Below are 22,652 nucleotides of genomic sequence, written 5' to 3'. Positions count from 1 at the left end.
CTCTTCTCTGCATTTCCGACATGATTCGATGAGCGGTGGGTGAGCAGAATTGACGGCGGACCACGTCTCACGTCGCCGATATCTGACCGGCGGCCCGCAGACCGGATTCGATCGCGCCGTCGATATAGCCGCTCCACCCGTCGGCGATGTCGCCGCTCGCGAAGGCGATCCGCCCATGGGGCCGCTGGACGGCGGGATAGAGCGAGGTGAGCTGGCCGGGCTTGCGGAATGTCCAGCCGCCACGCGCGTACGGGTCGTTGCCCCAGTCCTGGGCGCGTACGTCGATGACCTCGATGTCCGGGCCCAGCAGCCGTACCGCGCGGCGCACCGCCCCGTGATCGGAGGGGTCGAACGCCGGGTCGACGCTGAATCCGATGAACAACTGACTGCCGTCGGCGAGCCTCTTGTCGGGAATCAGCAGCGAGAGCGGGAATCCCTCCCCGGCCTGGGCGTAGAAACGGCCCGCCGAACTGCGGGCGTGGATCCACAGTTTGGTGGCACGGGTGATGGCGAGGCCCTGCCGGGACGCGGTGGCATGGGCCTCGGGCAGGCCGGGGGTGAAGGCGACGGTCCGCCACATGTTCGCCGGTATCGCCACCACCACGGCGTCCGTCCGGAAGACCCGCCCGGAGCGCGTGGTCACGGTGACCCGTCCTCCGCGCTGATCGACCGCGGCGACCGGTGAGTTGAGCAGCAGCGCGGGCGCCTGATCGTCCAGCATCGCCGTCAGCAGCCGGTGCGTACCGTTCTCCAGCCGGTAGCGCATGGTGTTGTTCCAGCCCTCGTTGCTCCAGCCGGCGAGGGCCCACTGCTGCGCCAGCATGGTCAGTGCGCCGTCGTCGCTGGAGCCGCCCGAGTAGACCGATGTCTGCCCCACGACAAGGAGTTCGTCGCTCCGGGAGAGCCTCATCCGGTCGAGCCGGTCACGGAGCGAGAGCCGGTCCACCGTGCGCAGCAGATCCGCCCGGTGCAGGGGCTCGTAAGGGCGCTCGAAATACTGACGGGAGCCGTCGAAGATGGGCTCGTACACCGCGCCCATCCGCCCGAAACCCTCCTCCACCCCGAACTCCCTGGGGCCGTCGCGGGTGGGGAAGAAGGTGCGCTCGGGCGGTATGTCCTCGGTCAGGGGTATGCCGTACCGCCGGATCTCGCGGCCGATGTGCGGCTGGGTGTCCTCGACCCAGGTGCCGCCGATCTCGACCCGCTGGCCCGCGAAGGTGTCGGTCCAGGTACGGCCGCCGATACGGTTCCTGGCTTCGAGGATCAGCGTCCTGGCGCCCCGCGCCGTGAGTTCACGGGCCGCGGTGACCCCGGCGAACCCGGCCCCGATGACGATCGCGTCGTAACGGGCGGCCGCCGGCCTCTCCGTGGCGGAGGCGGTACGGGCCGCTCCCAGGCCGAGCAGCGCCGCGGCGGCGGCCGACCTGGCGACCGTACGCCGCGACACACCCCGGGCACCGGCGCCGGCGGCCGGGTACGCGCCCTTGGCCGGGGTGGCGCCGGCGGCTCGGCGGGTGCCTGCGGACGGGGCCGGTCTCGGGCCGTCCTGGCCGGCCGCTCCCCTGTTCTCCTGATCCGTGCTCATGTGCGCTGGCTCCTCTTGCGTCAGGAATTCCGTCCGGCCGGGATTCTTGAATTGATGCGGCTTTTTCTACACACCCAGAACCTATCCGGACATATCTCACCAGCCACTCACCCTTCACTAACGAGACACCACAAAGAAGCAGGGCCGTGCGGAGGTGTCCGCACGGCCCTGCTTCTTTGTGAAATTCAGATCCCGATCCCGATGCTCACTCCACGCTCACTCCACCGGCTTGGAATTCCTGACGACTTCGATCAGGCTGGCAAAGCTGTCGTCGCCATGGCCCGCCGCGATTCCACGTTCGGTGAGCGCCTTGATGGCGCGCGGGATCACGCTGTCGATTCCGCGTTCCTCACTGGCGTGAATGACATGGTCCATCGTCATCGCCTGGGTGTGCAGCGTGGCATCGGCGGGATATGTCCGGCTGTCGATCTGGCCGGCGTAGGCCGTGAGGTAACCGCTGATGGTCGCGAGCCACATATTGCCGACCCGGGTGAAGGTCTCGGCGTCGACGCCTTCCGTACCGACCAGCGCCGCCGCGTGGACGTAGCCGCTCATGGTCGACCACATCAGGCCGAGCAGGGACACGTCGTACAGCGAGGCGAGACCGGCGTCACTGCTCAGATACGTCGTACCGCCGCCCAGCAGCTCCAGCGTGGCCCGGTGCGTCTCGAAGCTCTCGTGCGGCCCGCTGTACAGCAGAATCGTGCCGGGCTCGCCGACCCCCTCCGGCACGGACATGACCGCTCCGTCGAGATAGCCGATCCCGTGCCGCGCCGCCCACTGCGCCGTCGTACGGGCCTGTTCGGGGGTGCCGGAGGTCAGATTCACCACCGTGCGCCCGGCCAGCGCGCCCGTGAGCGGGGCCAGCAGCTCGTCGACGACCTCGTAGGTCGACACACAGATCAGGACGAGCGGCGCCGCCGTGACCGCCTCGGCCGCGGTTCCGGCCCGTACCGCCCCTTGGGCCGCGAGCGCGTCGGCCTTTTCCGGAGACCGGTTCCAGACCGTTGTGGTGTGCCCCTGTTTGAGGAGCGCCTGGGCGAGTGCCTGCCCCATCAGTCCCAGGCCGATCACCGCCACCGCGGTCCGGGCCGTGGCCGCTCGGCCCTCTTCGCGGGGCGTCTGGGCCGTTCCGTGGTCGTTGTCCATGGATTGATGCTCTCCGCCGTCCACAGACACGGAAAGGGGAATCCACGACAAGATTCATAAAATTCCCGCCACCACTGGACGGCTGAAAGTCATACAATCGGCTTGCGCTTTTCGGTGCGGCGGGGAAATTCCCCATCTTTTCTCGCTAATAACCCGCTCTCCGGTTACCGGATTTGGTGATTAGTGGCTGATTAGCGCCCCTGATGCCGGCCAGGGGGCCGGTACGGACAGGGGCCCGGCGGGTCCGTACGAGAAGCGCCTGCCACAATCGGGACAGTGCCGGTGTGCGGTGGAGCATGCCGCGGACCACGGAGGAACCCTGTGCCGCTGCCCTCGGAACCGCTGCGGAAGCTGGGCTTCCTGACCATCGGGCTGTTCGACGAGGCCGATCCGCGCCGGGGCCATGAGTCGACGCTGGAGATCATCGAGCTGGGCGAGCGGCTGGGCTTCGACAGCGCGTGGATGCGGCACCGCCATCTCCAGTACGGCATCTCCTCACCGGTCGCGGTGCTGGCCGCGGCCTCGCAACGTACCAGCCGTATCGAACTGGGCACCGCGGTCATCCCGCTGGGCTGGGAGAATCCACTGCGCCTCGCCGAGGACCTGGCCACCGTCGACGTCCTGTCCGGGGGCCGCCTCAACCCGGGGGTCAGCGTCGGTCCGCCGATGCACTACGACCGGGTCGGACACGCGCTCTACCCGGACACCGCCGAGGCCGAGGACTTCGGCTACGACCGGGTGCGGCGGCTCCTGGATTTCGTACGCGGCGAACCGGCCACCGATTTCCGCGGCACCGAGGGCTTCGAGGTGTTCTCCGACCGTGTCCAGCCGCATTCCCCGGGGCTGGGCGGCCGGATGTGGTACGGCGGCGCGAGCCTGCGGTCGGCGCGCTGGGCCGGTGAGCACGGGATGAACTTCCTGACCAGCAGCGTCGTCAGGGCCGAGGAATCCGAGGACTTCGCCGAGATCCAGCTCTCGCACATACGCGCCTTCCGCGCCCACCACCCCGACGGCGAGCGCGCCCGGGTCTCCCAGGGGCTCGTCGTCATCCCCACCGACTCGGCCACGCCGGAGCAGCGCGCGAAGTACGAGGAGTACGCACGGAAGCGGACGCCTCGTACCGCCGCGCCGCAGGGACCGGCGCGCATGATGTTCGCGCCCGATCTCGTAGGCACCTCCGAGGAGATCGCCGAACGGCTCTACGCGCACGCCGCGTTCAGGGAAATAGACGAAGTCGCGTTCGCGCTGCCGTTCACGTTCGAGCATGACGACTATGTCCAGATCCTCACCGACATGGCGACCGGGCTCGGGCCGGCGCTCGGATGGCGGGCGGGGGTCTGACCGGGTCGCCGCCGGGTCCGCGGGAGTTCCCTCCGTAACCCGAGCAGCGGACGGATCCGTGCCGCGCGGGCCGTCGATGGATTCACCTGCTGCGCCCGGCGGTTGTGGACACAGAGATGTCGGCCATACTGCTCCCCGTGGAGCAACACACTGACCCCATCATTCTGCCGACGCACCCGGCCGGGACCGATCCGGCCTTCATCCCCGGGCTCGTGCCCTCTCGCCCCGCCGGGGCGGACGAGGAGGACGGGGCCGCCCCGGAGCAGGTGGCCGACACGCCACCGGACGCTCCGGAGGCTGCCGCTGCCGACGACGGGGCCGAGGCCGCCGCCGCTGCGGACGCCCCGGCTGTCCCGGACGAAGGCACCGCCGACGACAAGACCGAGGAGTCCGCCGAGGAGGGCGACGACGGCCCGGTCTTCGAGATCTCCGACCGGCGCGGCACGATCGTCGCCGACCACGCCGGTATCACCTTCCGGCTGGACGGCGAGGAGGCCCAGTTCGCCTGGGAGGAGGTCAAGGCGGTCGAGACCGACGTCCCGCGCTTCGGGCGGCGTTTCGGCATCACGGTCTACACGTCCCCGCAGCGCTGGTTCGAGCACGACGTCGAAGGCTCGTCCAGGGAACAGCTCAAGCAGTGGGCCACGGAGCTCGACGCGGTTCTGGATGCCAGATTCGACGACGGCGAGGCGTAGCGGCGGACGATGCGGAACACGGACAGTGCGGTACGGGGGGCGCGAGGCGCGCGGTCCGGCGGGTCATGGTTCGGCCGGGGAAGCGGTGGAAGCCGTGGAAGCGGTAGGAGCGGTGCCGCCGGTGGAAGCGCTGCCGACGGCAAGAGCGGTACCGACGGCGAGAGCGGTGCCAGTGGCACCGGCGGTCGCACGCGGGGACGCGTTCTTGTTCTGCTGTCCCTGCTGGTCACCTGCCTGCTGATCTTCCATTCCGCCGTGCCCAATACGGTCGGCCGGCTCGGCAGTCTCCTGGAGACCTTTCTGCCCTGGCTCGGCCTGACCGTCCCCGTACTGGTGGTTCTGGCGTCACTGCGCCGCCGCTGGACCGTCGTGGTGGCCACGCTGCTGCCCGTGGCGGCTTGGCTCGGTCTCTTCGGCGGTTTGTTTCTTTCCCGGTCCGACGCGGAATACGACATCACCGCGCTTCAGCACAATGTCAGCGATGTGAACCCGGATCCGTCGGGCACCGCGAGAAAGCTGCTCGGGACGGACGCCGATCTCATCGCCCTGGAGGAACTGACGCCCGCCGCTCTGCCGGTATTCGAGGCGGAACTGGCACCGGAATACCGTCACCACGCGTCCGTGGGAACGGTCGGGCTGTGGTCGAGGTATCCGCTCGTCGGCATAGAGCGTGTGGACATCAAGCCGGCGGGAATCGGACCGGGCTGGGACCGTGGGCTCAGGGCGACCGCCAGAACGCCTCACGGCGATGTCGCCGTTTACGTCGCCCATCTGCCCTCCGTCCGTCTCGGCCTTGCCAGGGGATTCAATACGGCGTGGCGCGACGAAAGTGCCGCCCTTCTCGGCACGGCGATAGCCGCTGAGCGGCTGGACAAGGTGATTCTGCTCGGCGATCTGAACAGTACGGTGGACGATCGCGGCCTGGACCCGGTCAGTTCACAGCTGGACCCGCCGGGCCCGGGTTTCGCACTGAGCTGGCCCGCGGCTTTCCCATTGGCACGGATCGATCAGATCATGACCCGGGCGGCGCCGGTCACCCATGTCTGGTCACTGCCCTCGACAGGCAGCGATCATTTGCCGATCGCGGCCCGCATCAGACTCTGAACAGCTTCGTCCGGGAGTGCCGGGCCCCGGCGAGACGTGTGTTTCTCGCCGGGGCCCGGCAGTGTGTCAGTGTGCGCCGGCCAGGGCACCCGCGCGTGCCGCGGAGGGCTCGGCCACCTTGGAGCGGACGGTGGTCTCACCGTTCTTGATCACACGGGTCGCGGCCCGGGCGCCGCAGTTCGAACCGTACGTCCACACCTCCTGGTTGGAGATGCCGCCGGCCCAGTCCACGCACAGACCCCGCCCGTAGGCGTACACCGGTCCCGCGTACGAGGTGTAGTAGTCCCCGTCGACCGCGCCCTCGCCGGTCTTGGGAACCACGATGTACGAGAACATGTACACGGGCGACCCGCTGGTCTTACGGATCGTCACCACACAGTTCTTGCCGTTGGCGGGGTTGTACGTCAGGTACACCGTGCCCTGCCGGCCGACGTCGGCCGAGTTCACGACCCCGTACCCGGACCCGCACACACCGTTGTACGCGGCCTGAGCCGACACCGCGGCCGGCGCGGCGACGGCGGGCTGGGCGACAGCCGTGACCGAACCCCCCACAGCGAGCGCGGCCAGCGCTGCCACCGCACCCGCACGACGTGATTTCCTCATGTCATTCCCCCTGTAACTTGGTGGATGCTGCTGCATCTCACCCGGTTTGACCCGTGGATCAGACACACCGTTGTACGGAACCACGACCTCAACTTAAAGGTGTGCCGGAGCCGTTGGCCGACGCCTTCTGAGACCGCCCGATACCGGCCGTCCGCGGGCCGGCACGCACTACCCGGCACCGGAGCACGGGTTACAGTCCTCGGTGACCGACGGTCTCGGCAAAGGGGCGTGGAGTGATGAATCCCGCGGACAACAGGGTCTCCACGCCGGGCGGGCTCGATCCGCGGCGAGTGGTCCAGGTCGTCACCACACAGCGCTCGGGCACGGGAGGGCGCGGATCCGGCTACCAGGTAAGTGGGAACACGGTGCTCACGGCCGCGCATGTGGTATCTGACGCGGTGTCGGTACGGGTGCGTTTTCTCACCGAGCACGGTGCCATAACGGAGTTACCCGGCGAGCCGGCCTGGGCGGACTCCGCGTCGGATATCGCGGTGCTCAAGATCTCAACGGACGCCGACACAGGCGGAATACGCGTCGCCGAGGTCCCGCCAGTACGGTTCGCCGAGATCACGCAGTCCGTGGATTGTGAAGCGCTGGGATTTCCACGATTCAAGCTGCGCCCCGACACCGCGTCACCGAACCGCGACGTTCCGATGACTTACCGGGATTCCCACCACGCACGCGGCACGGTCACACCGTGGTCGAACCTCCGCGCGGGCAGCCTGGAGATCTCCATGGATCCGCCCGGGCCCGCCCCCGAGCCGGGCCGTTCCCCTTGGGAGGGAATGTCGGGGGCCGCGGTGTGGAGCGGCGGGTGCCTGATCGGGGTGGTCAGCGAGCATTACCTCTCCGACGGGCTCAGCAGGCTCACGGCAAGCCAGGTGAAGCGCTGGTACCGCCGCCTCACGCCGGCCCAGATCAATGAACTCAACGGCCTGATCGGCCTGCCGGCCCATGCCGACCAACTCGCCCAACTCCCTCCCCCATCGCCCTCGCCACCGCCGAGCAACTCCGAGGCGGAGGACGCGCCGGACGTGCGGGAGGCCGTCAGGAAGCTCGCCCGCGATGTGCGGGAGCAGTGGAATCGCGAGGTCCGGCGGCGGGTGAGCGACCCGTTCACGCTCGCCGTGCGCTTCGGGTGCACCAACCGGAATGTGTTCGATCACTGGGCCAATATCCGCCAGGCGCCACCGGATACCGACCCGAAGCCCCTTCCACTGGACGGTCAGCTCGACGGAATCGTGGAGGTGTACGAATCCGTCCCGTCCCGTCGGCTGGTGGTGCTGGGTGAGGCCGGGTCGGGAAAGACGATCCTGACCCTGCGTTTCGTCCACGACTGGCTGAGCGCCCCCGGCGACCGAGTACCGGTGATCTTCAGTCTGGGTTCCTGGGATCCGACCCGTACCTCACTGGACGACTGGCTGTGCGGCCAACTGGTGCGCGACCACCCTTATCTGGAGACTCCTGCCGGGCACGGAGGGAATCTCGCCGACGCGTTGCTCGACAAGGACAGGATCCTTCCCGTTCTCGACGGTTTCGACGAGATGGCGAGCGGCCTGCACGGTGCGGCGCTCCGGGCGCTCAACCTCACCACCACGCCGCTGCTCCTCACCAGCCGCCCAGCGGAATACAGCCGGGCTGTGGCGGAGACCCGCGTACTCACCGGAGCCGCCGCCATCGAGCTGAAGGGGCTCACCCTGGACGACTACGCCGACTACCTGCGCCGGGCCGGCCGGCCGGTCCGGGACGGCGGCGAGGAGAGTTCCGCGTGGCAACCAGTCCTGGACAAGCTGCGCGAGGAGTCGCGCGGCCCGGACGCGGCGAACCTCGCCGAGGTGCTCACCACACCGCTGATGGTCTCCCTGGCCGGCACCGTCTACCGCGGCGCTCCCGGACACGACCCCTCGGAGCTGCTGAGGACCGCCCGGTCCGCGTCCCCCGAAGCCCTGGAAGCCCATCTCCTGGCCGCCTTCGTCCCCGCCGTCTACGACCCCACACCGACCGGCCGCGAGACCGGCGGTCTCCGTCGCTGGGAGCCCGAACGCGCCGAGCACTGGCTCAGCTACCTCGCCGCGCACCTGGATGAACTCGGCACCCATGACCTCGCCTGGTGGGAACTGGGCACCACCATGCGCCATTCGTCGCGCATGCTCGTGATCGGGTCCCTGGCCGCACTGGCCTTCGGGGTGACGACCGCGATCGGGAACATACCCGTGAACCTGGTCGGGACCGCGCACGGGCTCGGATTCGCGATCGCGCGAGGGCTGCTCGTCGGACTCCTGCACGGGCTCGTCATCGGACTGGCCTTCGGCCTGGTGTACGGGTACGTGTCCAGGACGGCGCCGCATGAGCCGTCGCGCGTACGCGTACAGGTCTTCGGCAGGTCCGGCCGGACGCGTACCAGGTTCGTCCCCAGATTCCTGGTCGGGCTCGGCCTCGGGCTCCCCGCCGCGGTCATGCTGGTGGTCCTGGACAGATTCGTGGTCGCGCCGCTGGGGTTCGACGACGGACTCGACGGCGGGACCGTGGGCGCGATCCTGTTCCCCCTTGAGATAGGGCTCGGGGCCGGGCTCGTGCTCGTCATCATGGCCCGGCTCGAAACTCCCGTCGACATCCGACGGGCGGTCAGCGCATGGGGCCTGTTGAGCACGAACCGCAACAACGTGGGCCTTCATATGCTCGTGTGGATGATCGTGTTCGGGGTCCCGGCCGGGCTTGCCATCGGGCTCGGGTTCGGGGCCCCGGAAGGGCCCGTCATCGGGCTGGTGTCCGAGCCTGTCCGCGGGCTCCTGGCAGGGCTCGTGTTCGGTATCGAGGCGGCGTTCGGGGGCGGGCTCGGGTACGGGCTGAGTTTCACCGCGTGGGGTCAGTGGGTGGCCCTGTCGCGGGTGTGGCTGCCGCTGACGGGCCGGCTGCCCTGGGCGGTGATCGCTTTCCTGGACGACGCCCACCAGCGAGGTGTGCTGCGCCGGGCCGGCGCGGTTTATCAATTCCGCCACGCTCAACTCCAGGACCACCTGGCCCAGGTATTCCACGCGCATCACGCCTCTCACCGTTCGAATTGAACGAACATGGCGGAACCGGAACCATCGGCGATCGGAACCATTCGCGACCGGAGCAGCGTGTCGATGGTGGTACCCCATAATCAAATATCGACGAAAAACGCAGAGGACCAACTCACGGAGGTGGCATATGACTGCCGAGCACGGAATGGGAAGGCCCAGGGCGAGGACGGCCCTTGGGCTGGTCACGGCGTTAGGGACCGCCGTCGGAGTCGTCGGATTCTCCGGAGCGGGAACCGCGGCCGCACAACCGGTTTCGCTCTCGCTGAAGTACACATGTGACGTTCCGCTTATCGAGGACCAGCACATCACGGCGCGGATCGACGCGAATATCCCGGCGTCGGTCGCGATCGGCCGGCCCGGCAAGAAAATCGACATCGGCGCGGGCACGACGGTGAACGCGGACCTCACACCGTGGCTCGGCCGAATCGGTGTGAAAACCGTCGAGGGCACGGTTGAGGCGAAGATCAAGGTGGCCGCGCCGCAGGGCGACAGGCGGGTCGAGGTGCCCCTCGGCATCACCAGGACCAGCGTCCCGGAATCCGGTGCGTTCGACATCACGGCGACCGGCTCCGCGCTCACTCCCGCTTTCACCCGGCCGGGCACCGCGCGGATCACCGTCGGCGACATCGTCCTGAACGTCGTGGGCAAGAAGGAGGACGGCGAGGCCGTGGGCGAACTCAGCGTGCCGTGCACGCTGGACGCCGAGGAGAACAACTACGTCGGGTCGTTCGAGATCACGGGACCGGGGGTCGGCTCCACCCCGTCCGGCAGTGCCGACCCGACCCCGTCCGGCGGCTCGGGCACGAACGGCAACGGTACGACGGCCCCGGGCACCACGCCCACGGCGGCCTCCGCCGCCGGGGGGTCGTCCACCACGGGAGGCACGACCGGCGGTACGACGACGGGCAGCATGGCGGCCACCGGCCAGGACGCCGGGAATCTGATCCTGCCGGCCGTGGGCACTCTTGTGGCGGGCGTCGCCGCCTACTTCCTCGGCGCGCGGCTGAGGAACCGCCGCCGCGCCGCCGACGACTGACGCGGGCCGGCGGCACGGTCCCACGGTCCGCCACAGGCCTCGATCCCAGTGCTCCGCCCCCGTACGGCATCGCTCCGGCCAGGGCCCCAGGGGGTGTCTCGCCGATCTTGCCGGGCTCGCGAGGCCCGGCACACACGCTCGCGGCGTTGTCGTCGGTCACCAGGACTCCGCCCTGGCTCCCTCCTCCGCCTTGCGATCGCACGCACCGGACCCCGCTCACCCATCCGGCCTGATCGACAAGACACCCCCTGGGGACCGATACATGGCCGACATCACTTCGACGTGGTACCGACGTCCGGCGAACTTCCCGTCGCGGTGAAGCCGAGCCCGTCCCGACGTGGTTCCTAGCCGGGGCGGACACATTCGCCTCCCAGGATGGCAGCACTCCGCGACCGGGCCGACCGTCGAGCAGCAGTCACGGAGGCCGTACCTGCGCGACGTGCTCGTAGCCCTGGGAGAGAGGTTCGCTGAGGATGCCGGACGAAAAGAAACTCCTCGAATACCTGAAGTGGGTCACCACGGATCTGCACCAGACCCGTCAACGCCTTCAGGAGGTCGAATCCGGCAAGCAGGAGCCGGTGGCGATCGTCGCGATGGCGTGCCGGTACCCCGGCGGAGTGCGCTCGCCCGAGGATCTGTGGGAGCTGGTCTCCTCCGGCGGCGACGCGATCTCCGGGTTCCCCACCGACCGCGGCTGGGACCTCGACGTACTCGCCGGTGACGGTCCCGGGCGCAGCGCGACGCAGCAGGGCGGATTCCTCTACGACGCGGCCGAGTTCGATCCGGGCGTCTTCGGGATCTCGCCGCGCGAGGCCCTCGCCATGGACCCGCAGCAGCGGCTGCTGCTGGAGACGGCCTGGGAGGCCATCGAACGCACCGGCACGGACCCCACCGAGCTGCGGGGCAGCAGGACCGGTGTCTTCGTCGGCACCAACTCCCAGGACTACGCCCATCTCGTACTGGCCTCGGACGACGACATGGGCGGGTACGCGAGCAACGGCCTGGCCGCGAGTGTGATGTCGGGCAGGCTCTCCTTCGCACTCGGTCTGGAGGGCCCGGCGGTCACGCTCGACACCGCGTGCTCGTCGTCGCTGGTGACACTGCATCTGGCCGCGCAGGCGGTACGGGCGGGCGAGTGCTCGCTGGCATTGGCCGGCGGTGTGACCGTGATGACGACCTCGTCGAGCTTCGCCGGGTTCAGCCTCCAGGGCGGCCTCGCCCCCGACGGCCGGTGCAAGGCGTTCTCCGACGACGCCGACGGCACCGGCTGGTCGGAGGGCATCGGCATGCTCGTCGTGGAGCGTCTCTCGGACGCCCAGCGCAACGGGCACCCGGTGCTGGCCGTGCTGCGGGGCAGTGCGGTCAACCAGGACGGCGCGTCCAACGGTCTGCCCGCGCCGAACGGTCCTTCGCAGCAGCGCGTCATCCGGCAGGCGCTGGCCGGCGCGGGTCTCTCCCCCTCCGATGTGGACGCCGTGGAGACCCATGGCACCGGGACGGGCCTGGGTGACCCGATCGAGGCGCAGGCGCTGCTGGCCACGTACGGACAGGAGCGTGAACGGCCGCTGCTGATCGGCGCGGTCAAGTCCAACATCGGCCACACCCAGGCGGCGGCCGGCGCCGCGGGTGTGATCAAGACGGTGATGGCGCTCCAGCACGGTGTGCTGCCCAAGGTGCTGCATCTGGACACGCCCTCCACACGGGTGGACTGGACGGCCGGTTCGGTCGAACCGCTCAAGGAGCGCACGGCGTGGCCGGAGACCGGCCGCCCGCGCCGCGCGGGCGTCTCGTCGTTCGGCATCAGCGGCACCAACGCGCATGTGATCCTGGAGCAGTCGCCCGCTCCGGAGGAGACACGGGCGCGGCCGACCGCGGAGGGGACAGGGGAGCGGAAGTCCTCGGAGGAGGCCGCACCGCCGGTCGTCGGTACCGGTGCGCTGCCGTGGGTGGTCTCCGGCAGGAGCGAGACCGCGGTACGCGCCCAGGCGGCGAAGCTGCGGGACTTCGTGTCCGCGCGACCCGAACTGAGCCCCGCGGACGTGGGCCTTTCGCTGGCCACGACCCGTACCGTGTTCGAGCACCGCGCGGTACTCGTCGCCTCGGACCGCAAGGAGTTCCTGGCGGGTCTGGACGCGCTCGCCGCCGGCGAGGTCGCCCCGCAGGTGATCCGGGGCAGGACCCCGGCCGGTGGCAGCGGCAGGACCGTGCTGGTCTTCCCCGGGCAGGGCGCCCAGTGGGCCGGTATGGCCGTCGGTCTGCTGGACACCAGCGAGGTGTTCGCCGCACGCGTACGTGCCTGCGGACAGGCCCTCGCGCCCTACACCGACTGGGACTTGGAGTCGGTCCTGCGGGGGACCGGGGACGCTCCCGGCCTGGAGCGGGTGGACGTGGTCCAGCCCGCGCTGTGGGCCGTCATGGTCGGTCTGGCCGAGGTGTGGCGCGCGGTGGGTGTGGTACCCGACGCGGTGGTCGGCCACTCCCAGGGCGAGATAGCCGCCGCCTGCGTGGCCGGCGCCCTCAGTCTGGAGGACGGCGCCAGGATCGTGGCACTGCGCAGCCGCGCGATCCGGGGCCTGTCCGGGCACGGCGGCATGGCGTCCGTGGCCCTGTCCGCGGAGGAGGTCACCCGTACGATCGCGCCTTGGGGGGACCGTATCCAGATCGCGGTGGTCAACGGCCCGTCCGCCACTGTCGTCGCCGGTGCGCCGGAGGCGCTGGAGGAGCTGGTCGCGGCGTGCGAGGCCGACGGGTCCCGGGCACGTGTGATCCCGGTGGACTACGCCTCCCACTCCTCGTACGTGGACGCGATCCGCGACGAGCTGCTCGAAGCCCTGGCGGACATCACACCGAAGGCCTCGGAGACCGCCTACTACTCCTGTGTCACGGGTGGGCGGTTCGACACCACCGGGCTCGACGCCGGGCACTGGTTCCGCAATCTGCGGGAGACCGTACGGTTCGAGGACGCCACCCGGGAGCTACTGGCCGACGGATACGGGCAGTTCATCGAGGTCGGGCCGCACCCCGTGCTGCTCCCCAGCATCCAGGACACCATCGACACCACCGACCGCCGGGCGCTCGCGACCGGCTCGCTGCGCAGGGACGACGGCGGCTGGGACCGCTTCCTCTCGTTCGCGGCCGAGGCATACGTCAGGGGAACCGCCCTCGACTGGGGGCAGCTGTTCCCCGGAGCGCGGCGGGTGGACGTACCGACGTACGCCTTCCAGCGCGAGCGGTTCTGGCCGTCCGTATCAGCGCGGGCCGTGGACGCCTCCGGTCTGGGCCTGGTCCCGGCCGAACATCCGCTGCTGGGCGCGGCGGTGCTGGTGGCGGGGTCCGACGAGGTGCTGCTGACCGGGCGGCTGTCGCTACGGTCGCATCCCTGGCTGGCCGACCATGTGGTGAACGGGATGATCCTCTTTCCCGGCACCGGTTTCGTGGAACTGGCCGTACGCGCCGCGGCCCAGGTCGGCTGCGACCGGGTCGAGGAGCTGGTGCTCACCACCCCGTTGGTCCTCCCCCACGACGACGCGGCCGAGGTCCAGATCTCCATCGGCGGCCCGGACGACAGCGGCCGGCGCGAGCTGCGCTGCCACACCCGCCCCTCCGGCGTCCATGACGCCGCGTGGACGCTGCACGCCACCGGGCGGATCGGCCGCGAGGAGCACGTGATCGATTTCGACGCGTCCGTCTGGCCGCCCGAGGGCGCGACGGCCGTCGACGCCGCGACGGTGGAGGAGCTGTACGACCGTTTCTTCCGCAAGGGACTCCAGTACGGTCCCGCGTTCCGCGGGCTGTCCGCGGCCTGGCGCCGGGGCGAGGAGATCTACGCCGAGGTCACGCTCCCCCAGCGCGCCGGTGACGCGGACGGCTACGGAGTCCACCCGGCTCTGTTCGACTCGGTCCTGCACAGCACGGTGTTCGCCGGGCCCGAGGACACCTCACGGGGCCTGCTCCCGTTCGCCTGGGACGGGGTCTCCGTGCATGCCACGGGCGCGACGGCCCTGCGGGTACGGCTGACTCCCAATGGCCAGGATTCATTCGAACTGGCGGCTGTCGACGTACAGGGCGAGCCGGTGTTCTCCGTCGAGTCGCTGGCTCTGCGGACGGCTCAGCGGGAGGCCGCGGACGCCCCGCGCCGTACGGAGAACGCCTCGCTCTTCGGCGTCGACTGGGTCTCCGTTCCCACCGTGCGGCCGGTGTCCGGTACCCGCTGGGCGGTCGTCGGCGCCGACGAACTGGATCTGGGTTACGCGATGCACCGTGCGGACGAGACGGTCGTCGCGTACGCGGAGTCACTGGCCGGGACGATCGGCGACAGCGGTGTCGCGCCGGATGTCGTCCTGGTGCCCGTGGTGGGCGACCAGGAGCTGGAGCAGCCGGAGGCGGTGCGTGCTCTCACCGGCTGGGTGCTGGGCCTGCTCCAGGAGTGGCTGGACGAGCCGCGGCTGTCGGGATCACGGATGGTCTTCGTCACCCGTGGTGCGGTCGCGGCGGAGGGTGAGGAGGTCCGGGATCTGGCCGCGGCCGCGGTCTGGGGACTCGTACGGACGGCGCAGACGGAGAATCCGGGGAGCTTCCTGCTCGTGGACATGGACGACACGTTCCTGTCGGCCGGTGTGCTGCCGGGCGTGCTCGCCCTGGACGAGCAGCAGATGCTGGTGCGCGAACACACCGTCCGCGCCGCACGGTTCGTCCGCCTGCCCGGGAGCGGGACGGCCTCCCCGGCCGTGGGCACCGCGCCCGTCTGGAACGGCGAGGGCACCGTACTGATCACCGGCGGTACGGGCGGCCTCGGCGGGGAACTGGCCCGCCATCTGGTGGCTGCACACGGCGTACGGCACCTGCTGCTGGCCGGCCGCCGGGGCCCGGACGCACCGGGCGCGACGGAGCTGCGCGACGAACTGACGGCACAGGGCGCCGAAGTGACCGTCGTCGCCTGCGATGTCGCGGACCGTACGGCGCTGGACGCGCTGCTGGCAGCCGTGCCCGCCGCGCATCCGTTGACCGGCGTGGTGCACACCGCGGGCGTGCTGGACGACGCCCTGCTCGGTTCGCTGACCGCCGAGCAGATGGACCGGGTACTGAAACCGAAGGCCGACGCCGCGTGGTATCTCCACGAAGCGACGCGTGAACTGGATCTGGCCGCGTTCGTCCTCTACTCGTCGGTCTCCGGTGTCGTGGGCAGCCCGGGCCAGGCCAACTACGCAGCCGGCAACGCCTTCCTGGACGCCCTGGCAGCGCACCGCCGGTCCCTGGGACTGCCCGCAACGTCCCTTGCCTGGGGCCCCTGGGCCCAGGGCAGCGGGATGACCAGCAAACTGGCCCGGTCCGACATGGACAGGATGTCCCGGTCCGGGATGCCGCCGATCTCCACGGCCGCCGGTCTCGCCCTCTTCGACTCGGCCGTGGGGCGTGCCGAGCCGCTGGTCATCCCGGTCCGCCTCGATGTCGCGGGCCTCCAGGCCCAGCAGACACTGCCCGCGCTGTGGCGGGACCTCGTCCCCCGGGCGCGCCGCTCCGCCGCCGCGGCGAACCGGTCGCCCGTCACACTGCTCGACCGGCTGCGCAGGCTCGGACCGACAGAACAGCTCCCATTGCTGACCGATCTGGTGGTGGGGTACGCGGCCGGTCTGCTGGGCCACCGTGATCCCGGCGCCATCGACCCGGAGCGGCGTTTCCTGGAGCTGGGCTTCGACTCCCTGGTCTCCGTCGGACTCCGTAACCAGCTCGCCGAGGCGCTCGGCATGCGACTGCCCACCTCGGTCGTCTTCGACAACGAGACGCCCCTCAAGCTCGCGGGCTGGCTGCACCAGGAACTCGACGGACTCCAGGCGGGGCAGACGCTTCCCCGCTCCACGAGCGCCGGCGGCGGTCCGTCCACGGCCGCGCGGCCGTCGCAGGACGCGGGCGAGACACTGGAAGGCCTCTTCTACAGCGCGGTACGGAACGGGAAACTCGTCGAGGGCATGCGTCTGCTGAAGGCCGTGGCGAACACCCGCCCGACCTTCGAGACCCCCGCCGATCTGGAGGAGCTGTCCGCGCCCGTCGTCCTGGCGGACGGCCCCCGCAGCCCCAGGCTGATCTTCGTCAGCGCACCCGGCGCCACCGGCGGCGTACATCAGTACGCGCGTATCGCGGCCCACTTCCGTGGCAAGCGGCATCTCTCCGCACTCCCGCTGATGGGCTTCGCGCCCGGTGAGCCGCTGCCCGCCACGAGTGAGGCCGCGGTCCGTATGGTCGCGGAGAGCGCGCTGCACGCCAGTGACGGCGAACCGTTCGTCCTGGTGGGGCACTCGTCGGGCGGCTCACTCGCCTATCTGGCGGCGGGCGCGATGGAGGAGACCTGGGGGATCAAGCCCGAGGGCGTCGTCCTGCTGGACAGCGCGAGCATCCACTACAACCTGGGCGAGGGCAACGACCTCGACGCGACCACCCGGTTCTACCTGGCCGACATCGACTCGCCGTCCGTGATGCTGAACAGTGCCAGGATGTCCGCGATGGTGCACTGGTTCATGGCGCTGACGGAGTCCAGGACCCCGCCGCCCACCGCGCGCACCCTCCAAGTGCGGTGCACCCAGGATCTGGACGGGTTCATCCTCGACACCTCCTCCGTACCGGCGGACGAAGTCCGGGACATCGAGGCGAACCACCTCTCACTCGCCAAGGAGCACTCGGCGCTGACGGCGGACACGATCGAGAAGTGGCTCGAAACCCTTCCGGGCGCCGGCTCGTAGGCCGGCACCTCGCCGGGGCCGGGCGGTGACATCACGCACCGCCCGTCCCGGGCGTCGGGTCGGTGCGCACGTTGCCCTCGGCGGGTCGAGCCGGTGGCTCACGGCTTCTGCTCGGCGGGCGGGTCGGCGTAGTCCTCGACGAGGTTGCTGATGAGGGCGAGGAGGGCGTCGGCTCGGTGCCGGTCCTCGTGCTGGCTGCGCAGGGCCTCATCGACTGCCCGGAGTCGGGCCAGGGCGGCCGGGTCTCCGTCATCCACGTCGAGGATCACCGGCTGGGTGATCAGGTCCAGGCATTCGCTGAGCAGCCGACGCGTTGCCGGGGACGGCGGGTTGGGGTCGGGGTCTGCGTACGCGGTGGTCAGGTATTGCGCGGGGTTGGTGAGGCTCCAGCCGACGACGGTGCTGTGCTGGACGAGGAGCGCCACGTCGGGGGCGATGCCGATGGGGGCCTCCAGCGGCTCATCGAGGACGTCGAGGTCGCGCAGGCAGGTCAGCACGGCGTCCCCGGGAACGCGATACAGCACCGTGCACATCTCATGCCGAAAGTCCCGGACCTCGTCCGCGCGCAGCCCTCCCGGGCGCACCGCAGGCGTGAGGGGAAGGCGGGCGGCGTCCTCGGCGGAGGCGGACTCCTCCGGCAACCGGAACTCGACCCCGACCAGATGCCTGCCGGCCGGGTCGAACCGGAAGACGTCAGGCGCGTCCCACAGCCAGTGCTGGCTGCCAAAGGTGTCCACGACGAACCGCTCACGTTCCATTACGTCCGTGTAGCGCATGACGCGCACAGAGGCGCCGTCGAAGCGGGGGGTGATGTGCAGCGGATCGTCCGTCACCGTTGCACGCCAGTCGCCGTCGAACGACAGTTTCATGGTCATTCTTGCCTCATCTGATCTGCACTGCTGGAGCCATATAGCCACCCTTGGCAGGAATCTTGCCCTCCACGATGTCCTCATGGGTCACCGGTGCACCGGGGTCCGTGGGTTTGCCGCCGAGCGCCGCCGCCCCGGATTCCCCCTTGATGCCCGACGGTCCATACGCGGTGATGGCCTGGCCTTGGGTGTTGCCGGGCCCATCGGTCACGACGATGTCCTCGCCCTGCCGGAACATGAGTCTTCCGGACGTGCCCGTCGAGTGGTACACCGCGTCCGGGTTCTTCAGGATCTCCAGAACCCGTTCGTCGCTCATACCGTGCATCGAGTCCCCGTGGTAGTCGATGTGCTTCTTGAACCCGCCGTTCTGTGCCCTCTCGATGACCCCGTCCAGGATCTTGTCGACTCGCTTCTGGGCCTTCTCCTCCTTCGTGTACTTGGGCATCAGCCCCAGCGGGTCGCACCCCGTGTACGGGTTGTCCACGTAGCCGACGGGGTTCGGCGCGGGAGCGAGGCCGAGGGGGTCCGGGGAGGTGTAGCGGCCGGTTTCCGGGTCGTAGTGGCGGAAGACGTTGTAGTGGAGGCCGGTTTCGGGGTCGTAGTACTGGCCGGGGAACCGCAGCGGTGTGTACGCGGTGCTGTCGCGGGCCCAGGCGGTGGTGCCCCACAGGGTGGACCGGGAGCGCCACGCGATGTCGCCGGACTCGTCGATCAGTTCGGTGGGGGTGCCGATGAGGTCGGTGGCGATGGCGAAGAAGCGGCGGTCGGTCTCCGTCTGGCGGTCGTCGGCCGTGAGGATGCGCTCGGTCTGGGCGAGGGGGACGTCGTCCCGGTGGTCCCAGGTGACGGCGACCGTGTTCGGGGCGTCCGGCCGATGGGTGGTCTGTTCGCACAGGGTGAGGCCGTCCCAGGTGAAGCGGACCTCCTCCACCACGCTCTCGCCGTCGGATGCCAGCCGCTGCTTCGCGGTGCGGCGGCCCAGGGCGTCGTAGCGGTACCTCCACCGCGTTCCGTCGGGTGTGGTGACGGAGGTGAGGCGGTTCTCCGTGTCCCACTCGTAGCGCCAGGTGTCGGGCTTGCGGGAGAGGCGGGTCTTCTGCCGCAGGACGACCCTGCCGAGGGCGTCGTGTTCGAAGCGGACGCCTCCGGCGCGGGTGATGGTGGTGCCGGTGTAGGCGCGCTCCCCGGTCGCTTCGCCGCCGGGGTGGCGGGACGGCCAGGATGCCGAGGTCTGGTTGCCGGCGTCGTCGTAGGCGTAGCGCTCCGTCCAGCCCTGGGCGTGGACGGCGGTGACCCGGCCCGCCCGGTCGAGATCGAAGGTGCGGGTGCCCGACAACTGGTCCACCAGGGAGGTCAGGTGGCCGTCGGCGCGGTAGGTGTAGGAGCGGCGGTTGACGGTGCGCGCTCCGGTGGTGATGGTCTGCGTGGAAAGCTGTCCGGCTTCGTCCCAGGCGGAGGTCATGGTGACCGCGTCGCCGAAGACGCGGGCGAGCTCCCGGCCGGCGGCGTCGTGGGTGAAGTCGACGCGGTGATCTCCGGTGGTCAGCCGGAGGGGTCGTCCCTCGGGGCCGTAGGCGTAGTCGGTGACATGACCGGTGGGGGTGGTGCGGCGCTTGCGGCGGCCGAGTTCGTCGTACGCGTAGGCCACGGGACGGCCGTCCACCAGCTCGGTCTTGACGTGGCCGCGACGGTCGTACTGGTACCGGAGTTCGCTGTCCGGTCCGACTGCCTCAAGGAGGCGTCCGGCTCCGTCGTAGGCGTAGGCCGTCGTCCTGCCGTCGACGTCCTTGCGGATCACCTGGCCCAGTCGGTCACGCTCGAACGAGATGGTGCCGCCGAGCGCGTCGACGCGGGCGGCCAGCCGGCCTGCGGCGTCCACCCGGTAGGTCAGGGTGCGGCCGTCGAAGTCGGTCTCGGAGACGATGTTTCCCGCGGCATCGTACTCGTAACTCCAGCTCAGGCCCTGCGGGTTGACCACGCGGATGAGGCGCAGGTCGGCATCGTGCTCGAACTCGTGGCGTGTACCGTCGGGTTGTGTGCGGGCGACCGGCAGGTCGAAGTGGGTGTACTCGAAGCGGGTGACGCCGCCGGACGCGTCGGTGTGGGTGAGGAGGTTGCCTTCGCCGTCGTAGGTCCATGATTCCGTGGCACCGTCGGGCCTCGTACGGCGGGCGAGCTGACCGTCCGCGTCCCACTCCAGGTGCGTGACCCCGCCCACCGGGTCGGTGACGCGGACCGGGCGGCCGAGACCGTCGCGCTCCGTGCGGGTGGTAGCGCCGGCCGGGCCGGTCACCTCCACGGGCAGCCCCGCCGCGTCGCACACCACACGGGTCGTGGCGCCGAGGGCGTCGGTGACCGAGGTGAGCCGGCCGGCGTGGTCGTAGGTGTAACGGGTGGTGGAGCCGGCCTGGTCGGTGACCGCCGTGCGGTTGCCGCGTTCGTCGAACTCGTGGACCATACGGGCGCCGTCCGGCCCGACGACCTCCACCGGCAGGCCGAACAGACCGCGCACGGTGCGCAGTTCGCTCCCGTCCGGGCGGACGGCGGCTATGAGCCGGCCCTCCTCGTCGTACGAGAAGGCGGTGGTGAGGCCCAGCGGGTCGGTGCGGGTCAGCAGATTGCCGCGTGGGTCGTAGGTGAACCTGGTGGTATGGCCGAGCGGGTCGGTGGTGGCCAGGATCCGGCAGCCGGGGCCGATCAGATGGCGGGTCGTGTGCCCGTCGGCGGTGGTGAGCGTGGTGGTGCGATGGCCTGTCTCGGCGTCAGGTTCGGTGTAGCGCAAGGTGATCTGGACGTGCCCGGCCTCGCCGCCCTCCGCCACGACGCGGTCGCGGTCGTCGTAGACATAGTCGTAACGGCTCGCGTTCGAGTCGATCCAGGCGATGACACGGTGGCGGTCGTCGTAGGCGAAGGTGGTGGTGGCGCCGGAGGGCCGGGTGACGGCGGTGAGGTCGCCGTCCTCGTAGCCGTAGCCCATCAGGGGCAGATCCGCGCCGTCCTCGCCCGCGCCGGTGAGGGCCAAGGCCGTGACGCGGCCGTCGGCGACGGACACCTTCACCTGGTGGCCCGCCGAGTGGACCAGGGCCAGCGGCCGGCCGTCGTCGGCGCGGTCGAGGGTGATGGTGTGGCCGTTGCGTTCGCTGATGCCGGACAGCCAGGCATCGCCGTCGCCGCCAGGCTCGCTGCCGGACGGGGCGGTGAAGTGGAAGGTCAGGCCGCTGTCGGGATCGGTGACCGTGTAGTCGCCGTCGGCGTCGCGGGTCAGCAAGGCGCGGCCCCTGCCCGTCTCCGGCCGGGTGGGCACGCCGGGGACCGGGTGCGGGTACGGGATCAGGAGACCGTCGGCGGTGACATGGACGACGCCGACGGCGTCGATCTCCAGGCGTTCGTCGACGGTGGACGACCAGGAGGGCCCCAGGAAGCGGCCTGCCGTATAACCCGACTCGGTGCGGCGGCTGAAGACCAGCGGCAGGATTCCGGGCAGGGTCACATCCGTCTGGGGCAGGAACATCCGGCCCGAGGCGAGGTCCACCGGGTCGGTGCCGTCGGTGGTGCGGTCGCCGTTGGGGCGGTTGTGGGTGCCGTCGGGGGCGTCGTCGAGCAGTCTGCGGGCACGGTTGGCGTCGGCGGCGACGTCCGCCGCGTCCATGGCCAGCCGGGTGGCCTTGACCCCCGCGCCCGCGCCACCGGTCGCCGCCGTCAGCACCAGGTCGGGGACGAGCCGGCCGAAGCCCTCGGCCGGGTCGCGCATGAAGTCGGTGACCATCTGACGGCCCGCACCCCACGGATCGTTGGCCACCTGCACCAGCCCGGCCGCCGTGTTGTTCAGCGACAGCAGATACTCAGCCGGATGCGTGACGTTGTACGGGTCCGTCGGATTGATCCCCCGTACGAAACTGACCAGCCCGGCCGTGCCCCGAACAATCCCCGCACCGAAATGCGTCTGCATGACCTCCAGTTCGTCCAGACCGTCCCTGGCCTGCTCGGCATACGAAGGCTTCGGCGGCGCCGCGTCCCGCGCCTGCGCCACCGCGCTGCGCGCCGTCTCCGCCGCCGAGTTCCGCTGGCGGCGGGCCTCGGCCAGGATCTCCTGCGCCTCCTCCATCCGCCCCCTGCCCGGATCGGTGAACTCGCCCGGCCGCGCCGGCAGCGACGACGGATCACGCTGGTCCGCGGGCTGCGCGTTGTACCGGTCGACGGCCTGGTTGTACGCGTCGACCCGGCCGTTGTGCGCGTCCCGCGCCTCCTCCGAGGCCTGCGTACCGGCCTTCCACTTGTCGATCGCGGTCTGCGCCTGCTCCTGCGCCCACTCCACCGTCCCCGCGAACGACTCCAGCGCCCCGGCCGCCTTCCCGAACGCCTCCGCACCCCGGAACCACTTCGGCGGCTCGACCGACACCGTCTCCCGGAACGCGTCCGCCCCCTCACCCTCCAGCGAGCCGGAGTCCAGACCCCGTAACCCCTTCCCCCC

General features: G+C 70.3%; 11 protein-coding genes. 6 read left to right on the top strand and 5 right to left on the bottom strand.

The features are described 5' to 3' along the window. Window positions 1–67: 67 nt before the first annotated feature. On the bottom strand, window positions 68–1,585 hold the full coding sequence (locus tag WH07_RS15805) for a flavin monoamine oxidase family protein (RefSeq protein ID WP_106409583.1): 1,518 nt from the start codon (window positions 1,583–1,585) through the stop codon (window positions 68–70). A gap of 216 nt (window positions 1,586–1,801) precedes the next feature. Beyond that, window positions 1,802–2,734, bottom strand: a complete 933-nt coding sequence (locus WH07_RS15800) for an NAD(P)-dependent oxidoreductase (RefSeq protein WP_079023258.1) — start codon at window positions 2,732–2,734, stop codon at window positions 1,802–1,804. A 321-nt stretch (window positions 2,735–3,055) separates the two neighbouring features. On the opposite strand from WH07_RS15800, the gene WH07_RS15795 reads away from it, so the two are divergent. From WH07_RS15795 to WH07_RS15785, 3 genes are all read left to right on the top strand, one after another. Beyond that, window positions 3,056–4,075 carry an LLM class flavin-dependent oxidoreductase gene (locus tag WH07_RS15795; RefSeq protein ID WP_046500530.1) on the top strand — a complete coding sequence of 340 codons (1,020 nt, stop codon included), beginning with the start codon at window positions 3,056–3,058 and terminating at the stop codon, window positions 4,073–4,075. 137 nt (window positions 4,076–4,212) lie between these two features. Beyond that, entirely contained in the window at window positions 4,213–4,770 is a 558-nt protein-coding gene (locus WH07_RS15790; RefSeq protein ID WP_063775777.1) for a hypothetical protein, read from the top strand. Window positions 4,771–4,980: 210 nt separating this feature from the next. Further along, window positions 4,981–5,874, top strand: a complete 894-nt coding sequence (locus WH07_RS15785) for an endonuclease/exonuclease/phosphatase family protein (protein ID WP_046500551.1) — start codon at window positions 4,981–4,983, stop codon at window positions 5,872–5,874. 66 nt (window positions 5,875–5,940) lie between these two features. Here WH07_RS15785 and WH07_RS15780 read toward each other — a convergent pair whose 3' ends face one another. Beyond that, window positions 5,941–6,477, bottom strand: a complete 537-nt coding sequence (locus WH07_RS15780; protein ID WP_232788912.1) for a spore-associated protein A — start codon at window positions 6,475–6,477, stop codon at window positions 5,941–5,943. A 236-nt stretch (window positions 6,478–6,713) separates the two neighbouring features. On the opposite strand from WH07_RS15780, the gene WH07_RS15775 reads away from it, so the two are divergent. From WH07_RS15775 to WH07_RS15765, 3 genes are all read left to right on the top strand, one after another. Next, window positions 6,714–9,542 (top strand): NACHT domain-containing protein, encoded by a 2,829-nt coding sequence (locus WH07_RS15775; RefSeq protein WP_052744400.1) that lies wholly within the window; start codon window positions 6,714–6,716, stop codon window positions 9,540–9,542. 127 nt (window positions 9,543–9,669) lie between these two features. Then, on the top strand, window positions 9,670–10,578 hold the full coding sequence (locus tag WH07_RS15770; RefSeq protein WP_052744399.1) for a DUF6801 domain-containing protein: 909 nt from the start codon (window positions 9,670–9,672) through the stop codon (window positions 10,576–10,578). Window positions 10,579–11,051: 473 nt separating this feature from the next. Continuing rightward, window positions 11,052–17,312, top strand: a complete 6,261-nt coding sequence (locus tag WH07_RS15765; protein WP_046500528.1) for a type I polyketide synthase — start codon at window positions 11,052–11,054, stop codon at window positions 17,310–17,312. A gap of 98 nt (window positions 17,313–17,410) precedes the next feature. Here WH07_RS15765 and WH07_RS15760 read toward each other — a convergent pair whose 3' ends face one another. Together WH07_RS15760 and WH07_RS15755 are read right to left on the bottom strand one after the other, a co-directional pair. Continuing rightward, window positions 17,411–18,187: a hypothetical protein gene (locus tag WH07_RS15760; protein ID WP_232788911.1), complete on the bottom strand. Its 777-nt coding sequence runs from the start codon at window positions 18,185–18,187 to the stop codon at window positions 17,411–17,413. 7 nt (window positions 18,188–18,194) lie between these two features. After that, the coding region (locus WH07_RS15755; protein WP_046500527.1) for a putative T7SS-secreted protein at window positions 18,195–22,652 on the bottom strand (4,458 nt) is incomplete at its 5' end.

Source organism: Streptomyces odonnellii (genome assembly GCF_000981895.1).
Lineage (GTDB): Bacteria > Actinomycetota > Actinomycetes > Streptomycetales > Streptomycetaceae > Streptomyces > Streptomyces odonnellii.
This window is presented reverse-complemented; position numbering and strand designations above follow the sequence as displayed.